This window comes from Cupriavidus basilensis (assembly GCF_000832305.1).
GTDB classification, from domain to species: Bacteria; Pseudomonadota; Gammaproteobacteria; order Burkholderiales; family Burkholderiaceae; genus Cupriavidus; species Cupriavidus basilensis_F.
In genome coordinates, this window is record NZ_CP010537.1 from 942,617 (window position 1) to 960,201 (window position 17,585).

The following is a 17,585-nucleotide window of genomic DNA, read 5'->3' on the forward strand; positions in this document are numbered from 1 at the left end:
TGTGCGGATTGGGCGGGTGCCGGCTCAGGCGATCTCGGCCCAGCCGTGGCTGAGCACGACCTTGTCGCGCTCGGCCACGCGGGCGCGCACCTGGTAGTGGTTGGGGTTCTCCGGCGTGCGCCAGATATCGGTGACTAGGGTCTCGCCGGGGAAGACCGGCGCGGTGAAGCGGATATCGAGCGCGCGCAGGCGGGTGGGGTCGCCCTGCGCGCACTGGCGCACCAGCGCATGCGCCGCCAGGCCGTAGCTGGCGAGGCCGTGCAGGATCGGGCGCTCGAAACCAGCGGCCCTGGCCACCGCCGGGTTGGCGTGCAGCGGGTTGAAGTCGCCCATCAGGCGATACAGCAGCGCGGCCTCGGGGCGGATCGCCTGCGTGTCGGAGAAGTCCGGCGCGCGGTCTTCCGGCGTCGGGCGCAGCGCCGGCAGCGGCTCGTCGCTGGGCTGGCCGCCGCCGAGCTGGCTGTAGCCACCGTCGCCGCGCAGGAAGCTGACCTGTTGGACCGTCGCCAGCAGTTCGCCCTCGGCCGTTTCCAGGCGGCGTTCGGTAACCATGATGGCGCCTTTGCCTTCGCCCTTGTCGGTCAGGTGCGTGATGCGGTTATGGCCGACGACGTCTGCGTTGGCCGGCAGCGGGCAGTGCAGGCGCATGCGCTGTTCGCCATGCAACAGCTTGACCCAGTCGATGCCGGTATCGGCCTCGCGCGCCCAGAAGCCGGGATAACCCAGCACCACCGCCTGCGACGGCAGCGTGCGCAACCCGCCGGGGGCGCCTTCGAACACAAAGGGCAGGGCTGCCTCGTCCAGCGGATCGCTGCCCAGTCCAAGGCTGAGTGCATACAGCATGGTGTCGCGCTCGGTGTAGGTCTGGCGGACGGGGGCGAACGGACGTTGCTTGAGATGGTGGTAGCTGACTGCCATGTCCTTGTTCCTATGTGATCGTCAGGAAATTGTCCAAAGCATGTCGTCAAAGCGGGTTTTGCGCTATTTGACAATGCCAATGGCGGCCTTCGGCGATTGCGAAAACGCGGGCTTAAGCGCGCTTGAAGGCGCGCTTTGGCAAAGGCTGATTGTCCGAATGGCGGATAGCCGCGACTATTGCCACATCACGCTGGGATGGCCCATGGCATTCCCGGCAAGAGCAACGATGTTGACCGCCAAAGACTCCCCATGATCGAACAGACCCAATCCAACAACTTCCACGACATCCGCGATGCCGTACGCGCACTTTGCGGTGAATTTCCCGACGAGTACTTCCGCAAGGTGGACGAGCAGCGCGCCTATCCGGAGGCGTTCGTCAATGCGCTTACGGAAGGCGGCTGGCTGGCGGCCCTGATCCCGCAGGAGTACGGTGGCTCCGGCCTGGGCCTGACCGAGGCTTCGGTCATCATGGAGGAAATCAACCGCTGCGGCGGCAACTCCGGCGCCTGCCACGGCCAGATGTACAACATGGGAACGCTGCTGCGGCACGGTTCCCAGGCGCAGAAGGAAAAGTACCTGCCGAAGATCGCCTCGGGGCAATGGCGCCTGCAGTCGATGGGCGTGACCGAGCCCACCACGGGCACCGACACCACCAAGATCAAGACCTCCGCCGTCAAAAAGGACGGACGCTACGTGGTCAACGGCCAGAAGGTCTGGATCAGCCGCGTGCAGCACAGTGACTTCATGATCCTGCTGGCGCGCACCACGCCCCTGGCCGACGTGAAGAAGAAGAGCGAGGGGATGTCGATCTTCATGGTGGACCTGCACGAGGCGCAGAAGAAGGGCCTGACTGTGCGGCCCATCCCGAACATGGTCAATCACGAGACCAATGAGCTGTTCTTCGAGGATCTGGAGATTCCGGAGGAAAACCTGATCGGTGAAGAGGGCAAGGGCTTCAAGTACATCCTGGATGGCTTGAACGCCGAGCGCACGCTGATCGCGGCCGAGTGCATCGGCGACGGCTACTGGTTCATGGACCGGGTGACCAAGTACGTCAAGGAACGCGAGGTCTTCGGCCGCCCCATCGGCCAGAACCAGGGCGTGCAGTTCCCGATCGCCGAGTCGTTTATGGAGATCGAGGCCGCGAACCTCATGCGCTGGAAGGCTTGTGAACTGTTCGACAAGCACGAGCCCATGGGCACCCAGGCCAACATGGCCAAGTACCTGGCCGCCAAGGCCAGCTGGGAGGCCGGCAACGCCTGCCTGCAGTACCATGGCGGCTTCGGCTTCGCCTGCGAATACGACGTCGAGCGCAAGTTCCGCGAGACGCGCCTGTACCAGGTGGCGCCGATCTCGACCAACCTGATCTACTCCTTCGTCGCGGAGCACGTGTTGGGGCTGCCGCGGTCGTTCTGAGCGACCAGGCGGTGCGCGCCTGGCCCATGAGCCAGGCGCTGAAGGCATCCGCCGGCAATGCGGCTGCGGCCATCTGCAGGAACGGCTAGCCGCGAGGCTCGTCATTCATGGTTTCCCTTCCCGAAGCAACCCCCCCCCCCACGTAGCCGTTCCGGGCGTCGAAGTGCAGCCCTCGGAACGGATACCAACCTTCCCGACGTTCATTGTCGACCTGTCACCGAAGCGACTCCAGGTCCGGCTTCTGGTGGCTCGCCACTGCCTTCTTCTTCCAAGGTACGGGACATTGGCTTTCAAGACGATTGCGAAGCAAGTCAATACCACAGAGTATTGGTCATATGGCGAACAAGACCTGAAGTGCTGTAGATCGAATCTATGGAGAATCCGATGGGTATCAACGGTATCAATGGTATCAATGGTATCGAAGGAAAATCGATCATCGTCACTGGCGGCGCCAGTGGCATCGGCGAGGCTGCGGCGCGGCTGCTGGCCGCAAACGGGGCACTACTGACGATCGCGGACCGGGGTTCCAACGGAGCGGCTCTGGCAAAGGAACTGACTGATCAGGGCCTGCGGGCGCAGTTCGTCGAGACGGACATATCGTCCGAGGCGGATGTCATTGCCATGGTCGAGGCGGCGGTACGAAGCTATGGCCGACTGGATCGCGCATTCAACAATGCCGGTGTACCCAATGCCGGCAAGCTGCTGGCCGAGCTTACCGAGGAGGACTTCCGGCGTTGCCACGACGTCAACGTTATCGGTACGTTCCTTTGCATGAAGCATGAGATTCTGGCCATGCTCAAGACCGGCGGCGGCGCCATCGTCAACTGCTCGTCGATCCACGGCCTGATTTACACCGCCCGCGCGGCCGAATACACCGCGTCCAAGCATGCGATCACCGGCATGACCAAAGCCGCGGCCGCCGACTATGGCCTGCAAAACATCCGCGTCAACGCGATCGCGCCTTCCTCGACGCGCACGCCGATGTACCTGCACTACTTGAAGACCAAGCCCGATCACGAGGAAAGGGTCAACGGCCTGCACCTGCTCGGTCGCGCCAGCGAGCCGATTGAACAGGCGCAGGCTGCCATGTGGTTGCTGTCCGATGCCGCGTCGTTCGTCACTGGCGTGACCCTGCCGGTGGACGGTGGCTACACCGCCGTGTGAACGCGAAAACCCGTCCGGTATGCGCGCCATGTGACGGCACGCATACCGGATGGATGAGCGTAACCGCGCTCAGAAGAGGAATACGCCCTTGCCCCCGGCCTGGCCGTCGAAGCGACGATACGCCTCCTCGGCTTGTTCGAGCCGCCAGTGGTCAGTGAACAGCTTGTCCACTTCAACGCCACGACGGGCGATGAAGTGGGCGCATTCCTTCATGCCGACCTCCGAAAATGTGTAGGAGCCAATCACGGTCCGTTGCTTGCCGATCAGGTCCTTCATGGCGTCGACGTTGAGATTCCCGCCGATCGCCACCAAGGCGACCTTCCCCCATGTCCGGGTGCAGCGCACGGCCTGCTGCCTGGGCACTTCACTGCCCGCGCAGTCCATTGCGCAGCTCACTCCCTTGCCACCGGTGAGCCGGAGGATTTCCGCCACGGCATCCACCTGGCTCCCATCGATAGCATGGGCGACCCCGAACTCCTTAGCCTGCTTGACGCGATCCGGCGAGATATCCACCCCAATGACCTCGACGCCCATCGCGGCCGCGAGTTGGGCGGCAGACAGGCCGACGGGTCCCAGCCCGAACACCGCCAGGGTGTCGCGCGCGCTGATATCCAGCCGTTGCAGCGCACCGTAAGCGGTGCCCGTGCCGCAGGAAATGGCCGCGCCGCCCGCGAAGGACACCTCTTCTGGCAGGTGGACCAGGGACGAGACCGGCACCTTCATGTAGTCGGCATGGCCGCCGTGGGCGATCACGCCGTGCACAGTGGCACCGTGATCGCACAGCTGGGTCCACCCAGTGCGGCAGGAGTCGCAGAAACTGCAGCCTTCGTAGTGGAACACCATGACGCGATCGCCAACCTTGAACGCTTTCGGGTTCACGCCCGGGCCAACTGCAGCGACCACGCCACACGGCTCATGGCCGCCGATGATCGGTGCATTCTCGTCGATACCGCGCGACGCCAGGTCCTTGAACCCCAGGGACCGGATCACCTCGGCGGGACCGTGCCGGTAGAAGTGCAGGTCGCTGCCGCACATGCCAGACGCCTTCATTTCGATCACTACCTCGCCCAGGCCCGGGGTCGGGTCGGGGAAGTTCATGATTTCGAGCTTGCGATCACCTTTGAATACAACACCACGCATAGATTTCTCCGTTTAGACGGTATTCAGACAGACAGGCGCCCCGGTCCGGGGCCTCAGTCGAGATTCATGTAGACGGCCTTCTGGTAGAGGTAGCTGTCCACCTGTTCGGCGGCGCCCTTCCAGCCATAGCCACTCAGCTTGTAGCCGCCGAAACCGACCTGTGGATCCAGCACGCCATAGCAGTTGACCCAGATGGTTCCGGCCTGGATGCCCTGCGCAAACCTGTGCGCGGTGGACAGGTTCTGCGTCCAGACACCCCCGGCCAGACCAAAGCTGGTGTCGTTGGCGATGCGCAGTGCCTGCTCCGGTGTGTCGAATGGCATGACCGAAGCGACCGGGCCGAAGATCTCCTCGCGTGCAATGGTCATGTCGTTGTGCACGCCCGTAAACACGGTCGGCTCGACGAAATAGCCCGCGGCCAGCTCACCGCCCAGGCGCCGGCCGCCACAGGCGAGCTCTGCGCCTTCCTGGCCGCCCACGTCGACGTAGTGCATCACGCGATCGAGCTGGCGCTGCGAGACGATTGGTCCCAGCTGCACTTGCGGATCGAGGCCGTTGCCGATCTTGAGCGAGGTACTGAAGGCCTTCAGCCGTTCGATGAATTCGTCGTAGATCCGGCGCTGCACCAGCACGCGCGTACCAGCGGCGCAGATCTGGCCGGTGTTGGTGAACACGCCCATGGCCACGCCCGGCACCGCCTTGTCCAGGTTGGCGTCATCGAACACGATATCGGGCGATTTGCCGCCGAGTTCCACCGACACCCGCTTGAAGTTGCCGGCCGAAGCCCGGACGATCCTGCGCCCGGTCTCGGGTGAGCCGGTGAAGGCGATGCGGTCCACGCCAGGGTGTTCGGCCAGGGCGCTGCCCGCTTCGCCGCCGTAGCCTGTCACCACGTTGATTACCCCCGCTGGTACGCCTGCTTCCTGCAGCAGTTCGGCCATGCGCAGCGCGCTCAGCGAAGCATCCTCGGCCGGCTTGAGCACCGCGGTACAGCCGGTGGCCAGGGTCGCGCCGAGAATCCACCATTGGCTCAACAGCGGGCCGTTCCAGGGAATAATGCCGGCGACCACGCCCACCGGCGCCTTGATCTTGAGCGTCGCGAACTTGCCGGGCAGCGCGTTGAGCGGAGTCTGCACACCACCGGCGGCCGTCTGCGACGCGTAGAACAGGATCAGCTGCAGCAGGAATGACTTGAGGCCGCGCGTGCGCACCAGCGGCGCGCCCATGTCCAGCGTCTCGATCAATGCCAGTTCATCGAAGTGCTTCTCCACCACGTCGTGGATGCGGATCAGCAGGCGCTGGCGATCGCTGTGCGTCCACTGGTTCCAGGGGCCCTCGAAGGCCTGGCGCGCCGCGGTGACGGCCCGGTCGATGTCGGTCTGGTCCGCCTGCGCCAGGCGCGCAATGACTTCGCCAGTGGCTGGATTGACCGTGTCAAAGGCCTTGCCGGATGCGGCTGGCACCCATGCGCCGCCAATAAAGAGGCGTTTGGTGCCGCCGACGAACGCCGGCGTCTGCACGCCGTATGTCGTGCTGCTCATGCAATGTCTCCTGAAATATTCTTGTGAAGGGCAGGGGGCTTGCCCCCGCGCCCGTGCCGCTTACATCCTCAGCATCACAGCCTTGACCTGGGTATAGGCGTCGATGGATTCCTGGCCGAATTCGCGCCCCCATCCGGATTGCTTGTAGCCGCCGAAAGGCATGGCGGGATCGGCCTCGCCATAGGTGTTGATCCATACGCGCCCGGCCTTGAGCGCGCGCGCCACCTTGTGCGCCCGCGCAACATCGCGCGTCCATACGGCCGCGGAGAGGCCGTATGTGGTGTCGTTGCCCTTGAAGACGGCGTCGTCTTCGTCCCGGAACGGGATGATGGAGAGGACGGGCCCGAAGATTTCCTCCTGCGCGATGCGCATGCCGTTGGTCACGCCATCGAACACGGCCGGCGCGACGAAGTAGCCGCGGCCGCTCCACTGAGAGCCGCCCAGTTGCAGCGAGGCGCCGCCCGCCTGGCCGGCCTCGATATAGGACAGCACCCGGTCGCGCTGTTTGGCCGAGATCAGCGGGCCGAGCTTGGTGTCCGGCGCCAGCGGATCGCCTACCGTGTAGGTGGCGGCCAGGCGGGTGACGCGTTCCGAAACTTCGTCATGCACGCTTTCATGGACGAACAACCGGGTACCCGCCGAACACACCTGGCCGGAATTGCCGCAAAAGGTCTTGACCGCGGCCTGGACGGCCTTGTCGAGATCCGCGTCGGCGAAGATGACGTTCGGCGATTTGCCGCCGAGTTCCAGCGTCACCTTCTTCAGGTTCGAGGTGGAGGCCTGCACAATCTGCTTGCCGATCGCCGTGGAGCCAGTGAACGCGATTTTGTCGACATCCGGGTGGAGCGCCAGCGCTGCGCCGGCGGTGGCGCCGAAGCCGGGCAGCATGTTGATGACACCCGGCGGCAGGTCCGTCTCCTGGATCAGCTCTGCCAGCCGCAAGGACGTGAGGCAGGCCAGTTCGGCGGGCTTGAGGATCAGCGTGTTGCCGCAGCACAGCGCGTTTGCCAGCTTGATCGACGCCATCAGGATCGGCACGTTCCACGGGATGATCTGTCCGCACACGCCGAGGGGCTCGCGCAGCGTATAGACGAATCCGGAAGCATCTGACGGAATCGTGGAGCCCAGGATCTTCGTACACCAGCCGCCGTAATAGCGGAAGATGTCGGCCGCCGTGGTGGCAACGGCGGTACTGAACCACAGTGGCATGCCGTTATCGAGGGTCTCGATCGCGGCAAGCTCGTCGGCGTGCCGATCGATCTGATCGGCGATACGCAGCAACGCACGGGTGCGCGCGTGCGGCGACATGCCGACCCAGGATGAGTTGTCGAAGGCGTGGCGCGCCGCGGCCACCGCCGCATCGATATCGGCACTGTTGGCTTCCGCCACATGGCAAAGCAGTTCTTCCGTGGACGGGTTGATGACCTCGAAGGTCTTGCCGGATGCCGCCTCTACCCACCGCCCGCCAATGAGCAGGCGCTTGGGTCCCGAGCCGATCCACGCCAGTGCCCTGGCCAGTCCCGTGTCGGCCTTGTTGGCCGCGGCGGTTGCCGTTGCTGTTTCATTTCCCATATTGCACTCCTTGTCTTCGGGGCGATCGTACGATCGCTACATTCGGGTTGGCAGATGTACCCGGCATCCCTGCGGGATCCGGCCGATGCAACGCCATCAGGCGACGGGCACGTCCACCCGGGTTGACAACACCTGGCTCAGCGGATGGTTCCTGCGGATCTCCGGATTGAACTCAGCCGGCGTGGCGCACAGGAACAGCGTGTGCCCGTCCTCGCCGCCCAAGGCACAGGCATAGCAGTTGAGGTCGCCCGTCGAAACCTCGTCGACGATCTCACCGCCCGGAAGCACACGGATCGCGCGCGTCCTGATAAAGTCGGCAACCCAGATCGCACCCTCGGCGTCCGCCTGCGCGATGCCATCGGGCGCCACCACGATCTCGGCCATCGCCTGGATCGGATCAGGGTTCTCGGGCACCGCGCCAAAGCGCGCCCAGTCCCGGCGCCCGGACAGGGTCCCGTCAGGCCGGATATCGAAAGCCGACATGCGGTTGCCAAACGACTCGGCGACGACGAGCGTGCGGCCGCCGTCCATCACGACCGAGCCGTTCGGGAAATGCAGCGGTTCGCTCACCGCGGTTACCGAGCCGTCCGGATCCACGCGTACCAGCCGCGCGGGCCGGCGCGGGGCGAGGTTCATGACGTCGAACCCCAGGTTTCCGACCCAGGCGCGGCCGTTGCGGTCCACCACCATGTCATTCGGTTCGAACTCAAGGTGCGCAGACAGGTCTGCGTGCGTGACGACCGTGCCGTCATGCTCGCGGCGCAGCAGCTTGCGATCGTGCATCGACACCGCCAGCAACCGTCCATCCGGCAACCAGCCAGTCCCGGACGGGCAACCGGGCACCTCCAGTTCGGTGCGCAGGTCCGACCCGTCCTCTTTCACGGAGTACACGCGGTAGGTGTACAGGTCACTGAACCAGAAGCGCCCTTGGTGCCAGCGGGCACCTTCGGTATGCGTCAGGCCTTTCAGCAGGACAGTCATCTTTCTCATGATTCGTTTCGCTTCAGGTTGCGGCCGCCTGGCCGAAGTAGTGGTCCGCGATCACGGGGTCGTTGGCCAGGTCGGCCGCCATGCCCTGCCGGACGATGCGCCCCTGTTCCAGCACTGCGGCCCGGTGGGCAGTCTCCAGCGCCAGGCGGGCGTTCTGTTCCACCAGCAGGATCGTCATGCCCTGCGCATTGAGCCGCTTCACCGCGCGGAACACGTCGGCGACGATCACGGGCGCCAGGCCCAGGCTCGGCTCGTCGAGCAGCAGCACATGCGGATTTCCCATCAGCGCGCGGCCGATGGCGAGCATTTGCTGCTGCCCGCCGGACATGGTGCCGGAGGCCTGGTTGCGGCGTTCGGCAAGGATCGGGAACAGCTCGAAGACCCGTTGCAGGTCGGCCTCGAAGTCGCCGCCACGCACTCCGGCCGCCTCGCAGCCCAGCAGCAGGTTGTCCATCACGGACAGCGGTGCGATGACGCGGCGTCCCTCGGGCACCTGGATCACGCCTAGGCGCGAGCGCCGGTGCGCGGGCAGGGCATCGAGCGGGCTGCCGTCGAAGCGGATCGAGCCGGAGCCGGGCACGATGCCGCAGATCGCATTGACCAAGCTGGATTTGCCAGCCCCGTTGGGGCCGATCAGCGTGAAGATCTCGCCGCGCCGTACCGTGAGCGAGACGCCGCGCAACGCGGTGATGCCGCGATAGTGCACTTCAAGGTTCGTGATCGACAGGGCGTCGGCGCCGGCCTGGCCAGGAACGGCCTCCGGCGCGGCAATGGGAGGTGGATGGCTCGTCATTCAGGTCCCCAGATAGGCTTGCATCACGACTGGGTCTTGCAGGACCGCCTCGGGCTGACCCTCGGCGATCTCGCGCCCGGACGCGAGCACGTACAGGTAGGAGCAGACCTGCGTCATGAAGCGCATGTTGTGCTCGATCAGCAGCACCGCCACGCCTTCGGCCGCCACCTCCTGGAAGATGCGGCCGAGGCTGGCCGCCTCGACGTCGTTCATGCCGGCCACGGGCTCGTCCAGCAGCAACAGGCGCGGCTTCATCGCCAGCGCGCGCATCATCTCGATACGTCGCTGGTGCCCGTAGGAGAGGTTGCCGGCCCGGTGCTGCGCAAGTTTGGCCATGCCGAAGCGTTCGAGCAGGGCTATGGCCTCGGCGCGGTGCGCGGCCGTCTCCGCGCGCGCCGCGCGCAGGCCCAGCAGGTTGGCCCAGAAGCCGGTGGTCTGGTGCCGGTGGAATCCGGCCAGCACGTTGTCGAGCACCGTCGCCTGCGGCACCAGGCGGATGTTCTGGAAGGTCCGCGCCACACCGGCGCGTGCCAGCTGGGACGCCTCCATGGTGGAGACATCCCGGCCATCCAGCAGCACCCGGCCGGAGGAAAGGTGCAGCAGGCCCATCACCAGGTTCACCACCGTCGATTTGCCGGCGCCGTTGGGCCCGATCAGGCCCGTGATGGTGCCGGGCGCGGCGGACAGGCTCAGTCCGCTCAGCGCCGGGACACCGCCGAAGCTGCGTGCGACCTCATCGAGCCTGAGCATGGGGTTGATCGTCGGGTTCATGCGCCTGCTCCTCCCGTTTGTTGGGAAGCTGTCCGCGCACCCTGCGCCGCCACGCGCTTTACGCGGCGGTCATGCGCGAGTCCGGCCAGCGTATCGGCGATGCCGTGCGGCAGGTAGATGATGATCAGCATCAGCAGCGCGCCCTGGGCCACATCGCGGAATTCCTCGAAGACTCGGAACAGCTCGGGCAGCAGCGTCAGCACGGTGGCGCCGACCAGTGGCCCCCACAGGGAGGTCTGGCCGCCGAGCACCGCCATGGCGAGCGCTTGCACCAGCATGTGGAAGCCGAAATCTTCCGGATTGACGGCGTAGGCATTGCAGGCCGACAGTGCACCGGCCAGGCCCGCCAGCAGGCCGGAGAGCGTCATGGCCAGGCGCTGGTGGTAAGCCACCGAGATGCCGAGCGACACCGCGACCGTCTCGTCCTGCCGGATCACGTCCATCGCCCGCCCCAGGCTGAAGCGGCTCAGCGTGTGCACCAGCGCCATGGCCATGGCCACGATCAGGATCAGCCAGCCTGTGGTCGCTGCCTTGGGAATGCCGGTGATGCCCAGCGCGCCGCGCGTCACGTCGTCCCAGTTCATGGCCACCGTGACGATCACCTGCACCAGCGCCAGCGTCGCCACCGCCTGGAATACGCCGCGCAGGCGCGACAACGGGAACGCCATCATCAGGCTGATGCCGCCGGCCAGGGCAACGCCGCTCGCCATCGCCAACGGGGGCCACCAGCCCAGGCGAGTGACGAGGATGGCGGTGGTGTACGCCCCGATGGCGGCAAACGCGGCCGACCCGATCGAGAACGTGCCGGCACGCAGTGCGATCGCCTGGCTCATGGCCAGCAGCGAATAGATCAGGATGTGGTCGAGGACCGACTGGTAGGAAAGGAGATAGTCAATCATACGCGCTGCACCCGCACGACCGCGCTGGCCTGGCCGAACAGGCCGGTCGGGCGGATCAGGATGATGAGAAACAGCACCACGAAGGCGATACCGTCGGCGGCGGCCGACGAGATATAGGCATAGGCCAGCGACTGGACCACACCGATCAGGATCCCGCCTGCCAGGGCGCCGGGAATGCTCCCGAGGCCGCCGACGATGATGACGACGAAGGCCCGCATCAGGAAGGACTCGCCCATCATGAAGTGGATCGAGTTGAAGGCCACGCCGATCAGCACGCCTGCAAGGCCCGCCAGGGCGCCGGAGATAAAGAACACCTGTGCGTTGACCCACTCGGCATTGATGCCCAATAGCCGCGCGGTAGCTTCCGAATAGGCGACGCAGCGAATCCTGCGTCCCATGCCGGTGCCGTACAGCGCATAGACCAGGCCAGCGACGATCACCATGCCGGCGCCGACGATGATGATCTGCAGCAGCTGGATCTGCAGTCCCAGGAACTCATACACGACGATGGGGAACGTCCCTTCGGGAAACTGCATCACCGACGTGTTGGACACCTTCTGCGCGAGCGCCAGCATTACCAGGCTAGCGCCGATCGAGGCCAGGATGTAGGAGAAGTCGGGCGCATGTCGGCGACGCAGGGGGCGGAATGCCACTAGGTCAAGCGCGATGGACAGTACACCGCCGGCCAGCATGCCAACCAGCATCGATACAAAAAAGGGTGCCTTGAACAGGGTGGCGGCGTAGAGGCCGGCGAAGCTGCCCCACATGAACAGGGAGCCGTAGGCCATGTTCATGATGTGGTTCACCCCGAACAGCAAGGTGAAACCGAGCGCGAACACGGCGTACGTGCTGCCCATGACCAGGCCGTTGAGAAGTTGCTGGATCAGCACGGCGTCTCACCTGTCAGCCTGGACGAACTTGCCGTCCTTGACGACGAGCACGACGCTGCCGTACCTGGGGCGGCGATCGCTGTGGTTCCAGCTACCCGAGCCGACCACGACCGGCACGTCGCGCACCGTCATCAAGGCGTCGCGCACCTTCTGCCGGTCGGGATTTGCCCCCGCATTCCTGAGCGCTGCGAGCGCGACCTGGACGGACGAGTAACCGGTCGCGGCCCAGCCATCAGGCTCGGCGTTGTAGCGCGCCTTGTAGGCAGCCTCGAAGGCTTTGTTCAGCGGCCGGTCCATGCCGTTGACGAACTCCGACACGGCCAGCGTGCCTTCGGCTGCCTTGCCGACGATGTTCAGGAAGCGCGGGGTGACGAGTGCGATAGTGCCGATGAAGCGCACCTTCTCCGGCAAGCCGGCCTGGCGCAGCTGGAGGATGATGTTGGCGCTCTGCTCGGAATAGGTGGCGAGATACACCGCATCGAGGTCCATGGCCTTGAGCTTCGTCACCAGCGGCAGGAAGTTGGTGTCGCTGGTGACGACCGCTTCTTCGGCCACCACCGTTCCGCCCCCCGCCTTGAACGGGTCGCGGAAGTAATTCTTGTACTCGATCAGAGCTTCATTGCCGCGGTCGTACACCATCGCGACCTTGCGCACCGGCGTCTTCTCGAGCACGTACTTTGCCATCCGCGGGCTGATATCAGTCGCGCTCTGCTGGAACTTGAACACCCACGGTCCGGGGGCGATGATGGCGTCCGAGCTGGCCATCGACATCATGGGAGTGCGCTTGTCATTAAAGACCGGCGCCGCGCCGACGGAGTCGGAAGTCGCCGAGGGCCCGAGTGACAGCACCACCCGCTCCCGGTCGATCGCCTGGTTGGCCAAGTTGATGGCCTGCCCCTTGTCGCTCGCGTTGTCGCGTTCGATCAGCTTGATCCTGGCGCTGCCGAGCACGCCCTTCCTGTTGGCTTCGTCGACTGCCAGGCGGATGCCGTTCTGGTAGCTCGCGCCAGCGAAGGCAGCCGCGCCGGTCACCGACTGGATGGACATTATCGGGATTTCCTGGGCTTGGGCCTGCGCGACAGCGCAGGCGGCAAGGGCAGCGAGGCTAGCTAGGCGCAGCGAAAGAAGGCGTTCTAGGCACATGGTCTTTGTCTCCTGGATATTGTTTATGCTTGGCGCAGCCGCACACTCGTCGGATAGCCGCCGGAAACCATTTCACTTGAGGTCGTACAGCCGCGCCAAGTGAGCAACGCGGTTTGTCCCGTACTTTGAATTTTGGGGAGGGAGAAGCCCGCGAGCTCAGGATTCCTTCGACAGCTGCGCGATGCGCTTCCAGTGCGCATCCTCCTTCGGAAATGCAGTGAGAAACTGGCGGCGATCCGCGATATCGACGTACATCGACTGATGAGCACAGAACGCCTTGAACTCGGGCGACTGGGCGATTCGAACCAGTTCCTCGGACAAGCGTTCCACAATCGGCGCCGGCGCTGCTGCAGGCGCCAGCGCGCCGATCCACGACGAGACCTGGAAGCCCGGCACGCCGGCTTGCGCGGCAGTCGGAACTCCCGGGATCTCACTCCAGCGCCCGGCGCTGGTGACGGCGAGGCCGCGCAGCTTGCCCGCCTTGATCATCGGCACCACGCTCGGCGCGCCCTGGCAGGTGAAGTCCACTTGGCCGGCCATGACGTCGGTCACAGCTGGCCCGTTGCCCTTGTAAGGGATATGCTTGGCCCGCGTTTTCGTCAGGTCATTCAGCATCACCGAGCAGAGATGAGACGTGCTGCCCGCCCCCCCGGATGAGTACGTGATCTCGCCCGGCTTGCGCTTCATGGCGGCGATCAGGTCGTCCAAGGTCTTGTAAGGCGAGTCGGCTCTGACCACGATCGCCAGCGCGGAACTGCTCACTTTGGCAATCGGCGCGAAGTCCTTGACCGGGTCAAACGTGACAGGCCCGGCGGTAAACCATCGCGTGGTCAGGTGGGGAACACCGGCGAACAGCAGCGTGTAGCCGTCAGCGGGAGCCTTGGCCACGGCGTCCGTGCCGATGAGCCCGCCAGCGCCGGCACGGTTGTCCACCAGGACGGGGGTTTTCAGGCTCTCTGCCAGTGCCTCGGCCATGAATCGCGCAGTAATGTCCACCGCCGTGCCTGGAGAGGCCGGCACGACAATTCGAATCGGCCGCGACGGATATTGCTGCGCAAAGGCCGACGGCGCGCAGGCGACCGCAGCTAGTGATGCCAGTGATTTCAGGAAATTCCTTCTGCCGAACATAATGTCTCCTCTCTTATGCTTTCGACGATAGGCGCGGCCGGCGGGCTGGGCAATTGGCGCTGGTGTGCCGTTCCGTGCTTTGAGAGCAGGCGCAGGCCCGCCTCTCAAAGCACGGAACGGCACGGGCTGGCGAGTTGAGTTCCGGGGGGAGGGCGCGCACGATTGGTATGCGGCGGAAGTACGCGCGGGGAGCATCGGCGAGCCTGAGTCAGGCAGATCGCCCCCCGGTGCAGTACTGACCGCTCTCGCGCTCATTACAGTTGGCGCGCGGAAACCGGGCATAGCTATCAGGAGACCATCGTGGGACCACTTGCTGGAGTGCGCATCGTGGAGCTGGCGGGCATCGGGCCGGCTCCCTTTTGCGCCATGTTGCTTGCAGACCTTGGCGCGACGATCATCCGCGTCGACCGGAAGGAGCCGTCGGGGCTGGGGCTATCGCGGCCGCTACAGTTCGATCTGGTGTTGCGCAACCGAAAGTCGATTCAGGTCGACTTGAAGGACCCGGCCGAACTGGAACTGGTTCGCACGCTGATCGACAAGGCAGATGGGTTGATCGAGGGATTCCGCCCCGGGGTCACCGAGCGGCTCGGGCTCGGGCCTGAGGTGTGCCTCGCGCGCAATCCCAGGCTGGTGTACGGCAGGCTGACGGGCTGGGGCCAGGATGGGCCGCTGGCCCAGACCGCGGGGCACGATATCAACTACATCGCCATCACCGGGCTGCTCAACGCGATCGGGCGTGAGGGCCAGCCGCCGACGGTGCCGCTCAATGTCGTCGGCGACTATGCCGGCGGCTCGGTCTATGCCGCACTCGGCATCGTGAGCGCGATCCTGGAGGCGCGTTCCTCGGGTAAAGGACAGGTGGTCGACGCAGCGATCGTCGATGGCGTGGCGTCGCTGCTGGCCGTACATACCGGGCTACGGGCTGCGGGCCTGACCGGACCGGAACGAGGCACCAACCTGCTGGATTCGGGGGCGCCTTTCTACGATGTCTACGAGTGCGCCGACGGTAAATACGTGTCGATCGGCCCGATCGAGTCCAAGTTCTATCAACAGTTGCTTGAACGACTGGAGTTGGATCCGTCCGCGCTGGGCAAGCAGGCAGATCGCACTGACTGGCCAACCGCACGCCGCGTGTTTGCGGCGCAGTTCAGGACGCGGACGCGCGCGCAGTGGACAGAGCTGCTCGAAGGCAGCGACGTGTGCTTTGCGCCCGTGCTCGACCAGGAAGAGGCGTTTGAACATCCGCACCTGAAGGCGCGCGGCACCTTTGTCGAGGTCGATGGCGTGATGCAGCCGCGCCCGGCGCCGCGCTTTTCGCGTACGCGCCCGGCCGATCCGGCTCCCCCCGCTGCGGCAACGCCGGAGAACGCGGCGCTGGCACTGGCGCAATGGCTCTCCAAGGAAGAGCTCGACAACCTGGCGGCCGCCGGCCGCATCCAGAATGGAGCAGCGCAATGATGAGGCGCCGCACCTTCCTGCAGTCGCTGGCGGCGCTGGCGGCCATCCCGGCATCGTTCCCGGCTTCGGTGCTCGCCCAGGCCTATCCCTCCCGCCCGGTGCGAATCATCGTGCCCGTCAGCCCTGGCTCGGGCAGCGATGTCGTGGCGCGTTATATGAGCGCCGTGCTGACGCAGGCCCTGGGCTCTGCGTTTGTCGTGGAGAACCGCCTTGGCGCGAGCGGGATCATCGGCACGGATTTCGTGGCCAAGGCGGCACCGGACGGCTACACGTTGCTGTGCACGTATGCCGCGCACTATTCGAACCAGTGGGTCGAGAAGACGCCATACGATGCGGTCAGGGACTTCGAGCCGATCGCGCGGCTGGGCATGTCCGCACTGCTGCTGACTACCGCGGCAAATTCGCAGTTCCGCACGGTCAAGGACGTCATCGCGGCGGCGAAGCGCAAGCCCGGGAGCGTGTCCTTCGGGTCTTCCGGAAATGGCACCACGTCGCACATGGCGGCGGCGCTGATGAGCAGCATGGCCGGCATTGAGATGATCCACGTCCCGTACAAGGGGCCGGCGCAGGTCGCGGTCGATACGGCGAGCGGCCAGGTCGACGTCGGCTTCGGGGGCGTGGCCTCGTCGCTGGCTCTGATCAAGGCGGGACGATTGCGCGTGCTGGCAGTCACCAGCCTGCAGCGTTCGAGCCAGCTTTCGGGTGTCGTGACGATGGACGAGGCTGGCCTGAAGGGCTATGAGCTGATCTCGCCGATCTGGGTCATGGCTCCACATGGCACGCCGCCTGCCATCGTCTCGCAGCTGTCCAGGGCAATGACTGCGGCGGCTGCGACGCCCGCTTTTAAGTCTTACTGCATCGGGCAGGGGCTGGAGGTCGATATAGCGGATGCCGCCGCGGTTCGCGCCAGTGCGCCGGCTGAGCTGGAGCGGTGGAAGAAGTTGGTGGCCCTGACGGAGGCCAAGTCAAAAACTGGCTGAAAGCCGGCCGATAAGTCTCCGACAAAGAGAACGAGCCGACCAGGTCGGCTCGCTTGCTTTATCACGAAAACGCCGGTAGTTACACCAACCGCATAATCTCTTCGTCAGGCGCCCGGCTCGTCCTGAAGCTGTTCGCCGCATGATCGGGATCCGCGTAGCCAAACGAAATCGCGCAGATCATCTTGCGGTCGTCGCCGATGCCAAAATGGGAGCGCACAAACCTGGCGTGCCGTGCCAGCGCCCCCTGCGGCGTGGTGGCAATACCGTGCGCGTGCGCGGCCAGCAGGAGCGAAGCGATAAACCCGCCGCAATCGACAGCCGCGTACGGCCCCAGATCCGCAGCCATCGTGACGATGGCCACATGCGGCGCCCCGAACAGCCGGAAATTCTCGAAGCCCTGGCTAGCGCGGCGCTCGCGGTCGTGGCGCTCGATGCCCAGCGCTTCATAGAGCCGGTAACCCGTTTCCTGTCTGCGTCGCGCGTGGACGCCGCGATATTCTTCCGGGAAGGGCAGGTCCGAATCGACTTCGGGTGAGCTGGCGGCGTGCTCGAGCAGCGCATTGCGAAACTGCTCCGTGGTCGCCTGCGAGCCGATGACCAGGTGCCAGGGCTGCACGTTGCACCAGGATGCGCTCTTCTTGGCAACGTTGACGATGCTTCGGATCACCGCGTCGGGCACGGCTTTGTCCAGGTATGCGCGGCACGTGAAGCGCTCGGACATCAATCTTGTGAGGGTGTCGACGTCGCTGCCGGACGGGCGGCTGACGGGGTGCTGCTGCATT

The 17,585-nt window shown here is 65.2% G+C and carries 17 protein-coding genes; 5 read left to right on the forward strand and 12 right to left on the reverse strand.

All coding sequences use genetic code 11. From position 1 onward, the window contains the following. Positions 1–24: 24 nt before the first annotated feature. Entirely contained in the window at positions 25–918 is an 894-nt protein-coding gene (locus RR42_RS24980; protein WP_043353921.1) for a MaoC/PaaZ C-terminal domain-containing protein, read from the reverse strand. On the opposite strand from RR42_RS24980, the gene RR42_RS24985 reads away from it, so the two are divergent. From RR42_RS24985 to RR42_RS24995, 3 genes are all read left to right on the forward strand, one after another. After that, positions 917–1,171 (forward strand): hypothetical protein, encoded by a 255-nt coding sequence (locus RR42_RS24985; RefSeq protein WP_043353923.1) that lies wholly within the window; start codon positions 917–919, stop codon positions 1,169–1,171. The genes RR42_RS24980 and RR42_RS24985 overlap by 2 nt on opposite strands. After that, on the forward strand, positions 1,168–2,334 hold the full coding sequence (locus RR42_RS24990; RefSeq protein ID WP_043353925.1) for an acyl-CoA dehydrogenase family protein: 1,167 nt from the start codon (positions 1,168–1,170) through the stop codon (positions 2,332–2,334). Before RR42_RS24985 ends, RR42_RS24990 begins: the two co-directional genes overlap by 4 nt. A gap of 384 nt (positions 2,335–2,718) precedes the next feature. After that, positions 2,719–3,498 carry an SDR family NAD(P)-dependent oxidoreductase gene (locus RR42_RS24995; RefSeq protein WP_043353927.1) on the forward strand — a complete coding sequence of 260 codons (780 nt, stop codon included), beginning with the start codon at positions 2,719–2,721 and terminating at the stop codon, positions 3,496–3,498. A gap of 69 nt (positions 3,499–3,567) precedes the next feature. Here the strand turns inward: RR42_RS24995 and RR42_RS25000 are convergent, their stop codons facing one another. From RR42_RS25000 to RR42_RS25045, 10 genes are all read right to left on the reverse strand, one after another. Beyond that, the gene (locus RR42_RS25000) at positions 3,568–4,638 is read right to left on the reverse strand and encodes a zinc-dependent alcohol dehydrogenase family protein (protein WP_043353928.1); all 1,071 of its coding nucleotides are present in this window, start codon (positions 4,636–4,638) and stop codon (positions 3,568–3,570) included. A 53-nt stretch (positions 4,639–4,691) separates the two neighbouring features. Continuing rightward, positions 4,692–6,179 carry an aldehyde dehydrogenase family protein gene (locus RR42_RS25005; protein ID WP_043353929.1) on the reverse strand — a complete coding sequence of 496 codons (1,488 nt, stop codon included), beginning with the start codon at positions 6,177–6,179 and terminating at the stop codon, positions 4,692–4,694. 60 nt (positions 6,180–6,239) lie between these two features. Then, complete coding sequence (locus RR42_RS25010) at positions 6,240–7,751, reverse strand: aldehyde dehydrogenase family protein (RefSeq protein ID WP_052494949.1); 1,512 nt, start codon at positions 7,749–7,751, stop codon at positions 6,240–6,242. Between the two features lie 96 nt (positions 7,752–7,847). Continuing rightward, positions 7,848–8,732 carry an SMP-30/gluconolactonase/LRE family protein gene (locus RR42_RS25015; protein WP_043353931.1) on the reverse strand — a complete coding sequence of 295 codons (885 nt, stop codon included), beginning with the start codon at positions 8,730–8,732 and terminating at the stop codon, positions 7,848–7,850. A 22-nt stretch (positions 8,733–8,754) separates the two neighbouring features. Next, positions 8,755–9,534: an ABC transporter ATP-binding protein gene (locus RR42_RS25020; protein ID WP_052494950.1), complete on the reverse strand. Its 780-nt coding sequence runs from the start codon at positions 9,532–9,534 to the stop codon at positions 8,755–8,757. After that, positions 9,535–10,305 (reverse strand): ABC transporter ATP-binding protein, encoded by a 771-nt coding sequence (locus RR42_RS25025; protein ID WP_043353933.1) that lies wholly within the window; start codon positions 10,303–10,305, stop codon positions 9,535–9,537. It lies immediately after the preceding gene. Then, a complete protein-coding gene (locus RR42_RS25030; RefSeq protein WP_052494951.1) occupies positions 10,302–11,204 on the reverse strand; it encodes a branched-chain amino acid ABC transporter permease in 903 nt (300 codons plus the stop codon). The genes RR42_RS25025 and RR42_RS25030 overlap by 4 nt, the downstream gene beginning before the upstream one ends. After that, positions 11,201–12,094 carry a branched-chain amino acid ABC transporter permease gene (locus RR42_RS25035; RefSeq protein ID WP_043353935.1) on the reverse strand — a complete coding sequence of 298 codons (894 nt, stop codon included), beginning with the start codon at positions 12,092–12,094 and terminating at the stop codon, positions 11,201–11,203. Before RR42_RS25035 ends, RR42_RS25030 begins: the two co-directional genes overlap by 4 nt. Positions 12,095–12,100: 6 nt before the next feature. Beyond that, entirely contained in the window at positions 12,101–13,141 is a 1,041-nt protein-coding gene (locus tag RR42_RS25040; protein WP_236702183.1) for an ABC transporter substrate-binding protein, read from the reverse strand. A 252-nt stretch (positions 13,142–13,393) separates the two neighbouring features. Beyond that, a complete protein-coding gene (locus RR42_RS25045) occupies positions 13,394–14,488 on the reverse strand; it encodes a Bug family tripartite tricarboxylate transporter substrate binding protein (protein WP_236702184.1) in 1,095 nt (364 codons plus the stop codon). Positions 14,489–14,665: 177 nt separating this feature from the next. Between RR42_RS25045 and RR42_RS25050 the strand changes: the two genes are divergently transcribed. Both RR42_RS25050 and RR42_RS25055 read left to right on the forward strand, forming a co-directional pair. Then, a complete protein-coding gene (locus tag RR42_RS25050) occupies positions 14,666–15,823 on the forward strand; it encodes a CaiB/BaiF CoA transferase family protein (protein WP_043353940.1) in 1,158 nt (385 codons plus the stop codon). Further along, a complete protein-coding gene (locus RR42_RS25055) occupies positions 15,820–16,803 on the forward strand; it encodes a Bug family tripartite tricarboxylate transporter substrate binding protein (protein WP_043353943.1) in 984 nt (327 codons plus the stop codon). The genes RR42_RS25050 and RR42_RS25055 overlap by 4 nt, the downstream gene beginning before the upstream one ends. A 79-nt stretch (positions 16,804–16,882) precedes the next feature. Here RR42_RS25055 and RR42_RS25060 read toward each other — a convergent pair whose 3' ends face one another. Then, a complete protein-coding gene (locus RR42_RS25060) occupies positions 16,883–17,584 on the reverse strand; it encodes a nitroreductase (protein WP_043353945.1) in 702 nt (233 codons plus the stop codon). Position 17,585: the final 1 nt, after the last annotated feature.

Bases quoted from the DNA above. Each gene is read 5' to 3' on its own strand.
- RR42_RS24995 (WP_043353927.1), top strand. From the start codon at position 2,719: ATGGGTATCAACGGTATCAATGGTATCAATGGTATCGAAGGAAAATCG.
- RR42_RS25030 (WP_052494951.1), bottom strand. From the start codon at position 11,204: ATGATTGACTATCTCCTTTCCTACCAGTCGGTCCTCGACCACATCCTG.
- RR42_RS25055 (WP_043353943.1), top strand. From the start codon at position 15,820: ATGATGAGGCGCCGCACCTTCCTGCAGTCGCTGGCGGCGCTGGCGGCC.
- RR42_RS24980 (WP_043353921.1), bottom strand. From the start codon at position 918: ATGGCAGTCAGCTACCACCATCTCAAGCAACGTCCGTTCGCCCCCGTC.
- RR42_RS24985 (WP_043353923.1), top strand. From the start codon at position 917: ATGTCCTTGTTCCTATGTGATCGTCAGGAAATTGTCCAAAGCATGTCG.
- RR42_RS25000 (WP_043353928.1), bottom strand. From the start codon at position 4,638: ATGCGTGGTGTTGTATTCAAAGGTGATCGCAAGCTCGAAATCATGAAC.
- RR42_RS25015 (WP_043353931.1), bottom strand. From the start codon at position 8,732: ATGACTGTCCTGCTGAAAGGCCTGACGCATACCGAAGGTGCCCGCTGG.
- RR42_RS25010 (WP_052494949.1), bottom strand. From the start codon at position 7,751: ATGGGAAATGAAACAGCAACGGCAACCGCCGCGGCCAACAAGGCCGAC.
- RR42_RS25040 (WP_236702183.1), bottom strand. From the start codon at position 13,141: ATGTCCATCCAGTCGGTGACCGGCGCGGCTGCCTTCGCTGGCGCGAGC.
- RR42_RS25060 (WP_043353945.1), bottom strand. From the start codon at position 17,584: ATGCAGCAGCACCCCGTCAGCCGCCCGTCCGGCAGCGACGTCGACACC.
- RR42_RS24990 (WP_043353925.1), top strand. From the start codon at position 1,168: ATGATCGAACAGACCCAATCCAACAACTTCCACGACATCCGCGATGCC.
- RR42_RS25025 (WP_043353933.1), bottom strand. From the start codon at position 10,305: ATGAACCCGACGATCAACCCCATGCTCAGGCTCGATGAGGTCGCACGC.
- RR42_RS25020 (WP_052494950.1), bottom strand. From the start codon at position 9,534: ATGACGAGCCATCCACCTCCCATTGCCGCGCCGGAGGCCGTTCCTGGC.
- RR42_RS25005 (WP_043353929.1), bottom strand. From the start codon at position 6,179: ATGAGCAGCACGACATACGGCGTGCAGACGCCGGCGTTCGTCGGCGGC.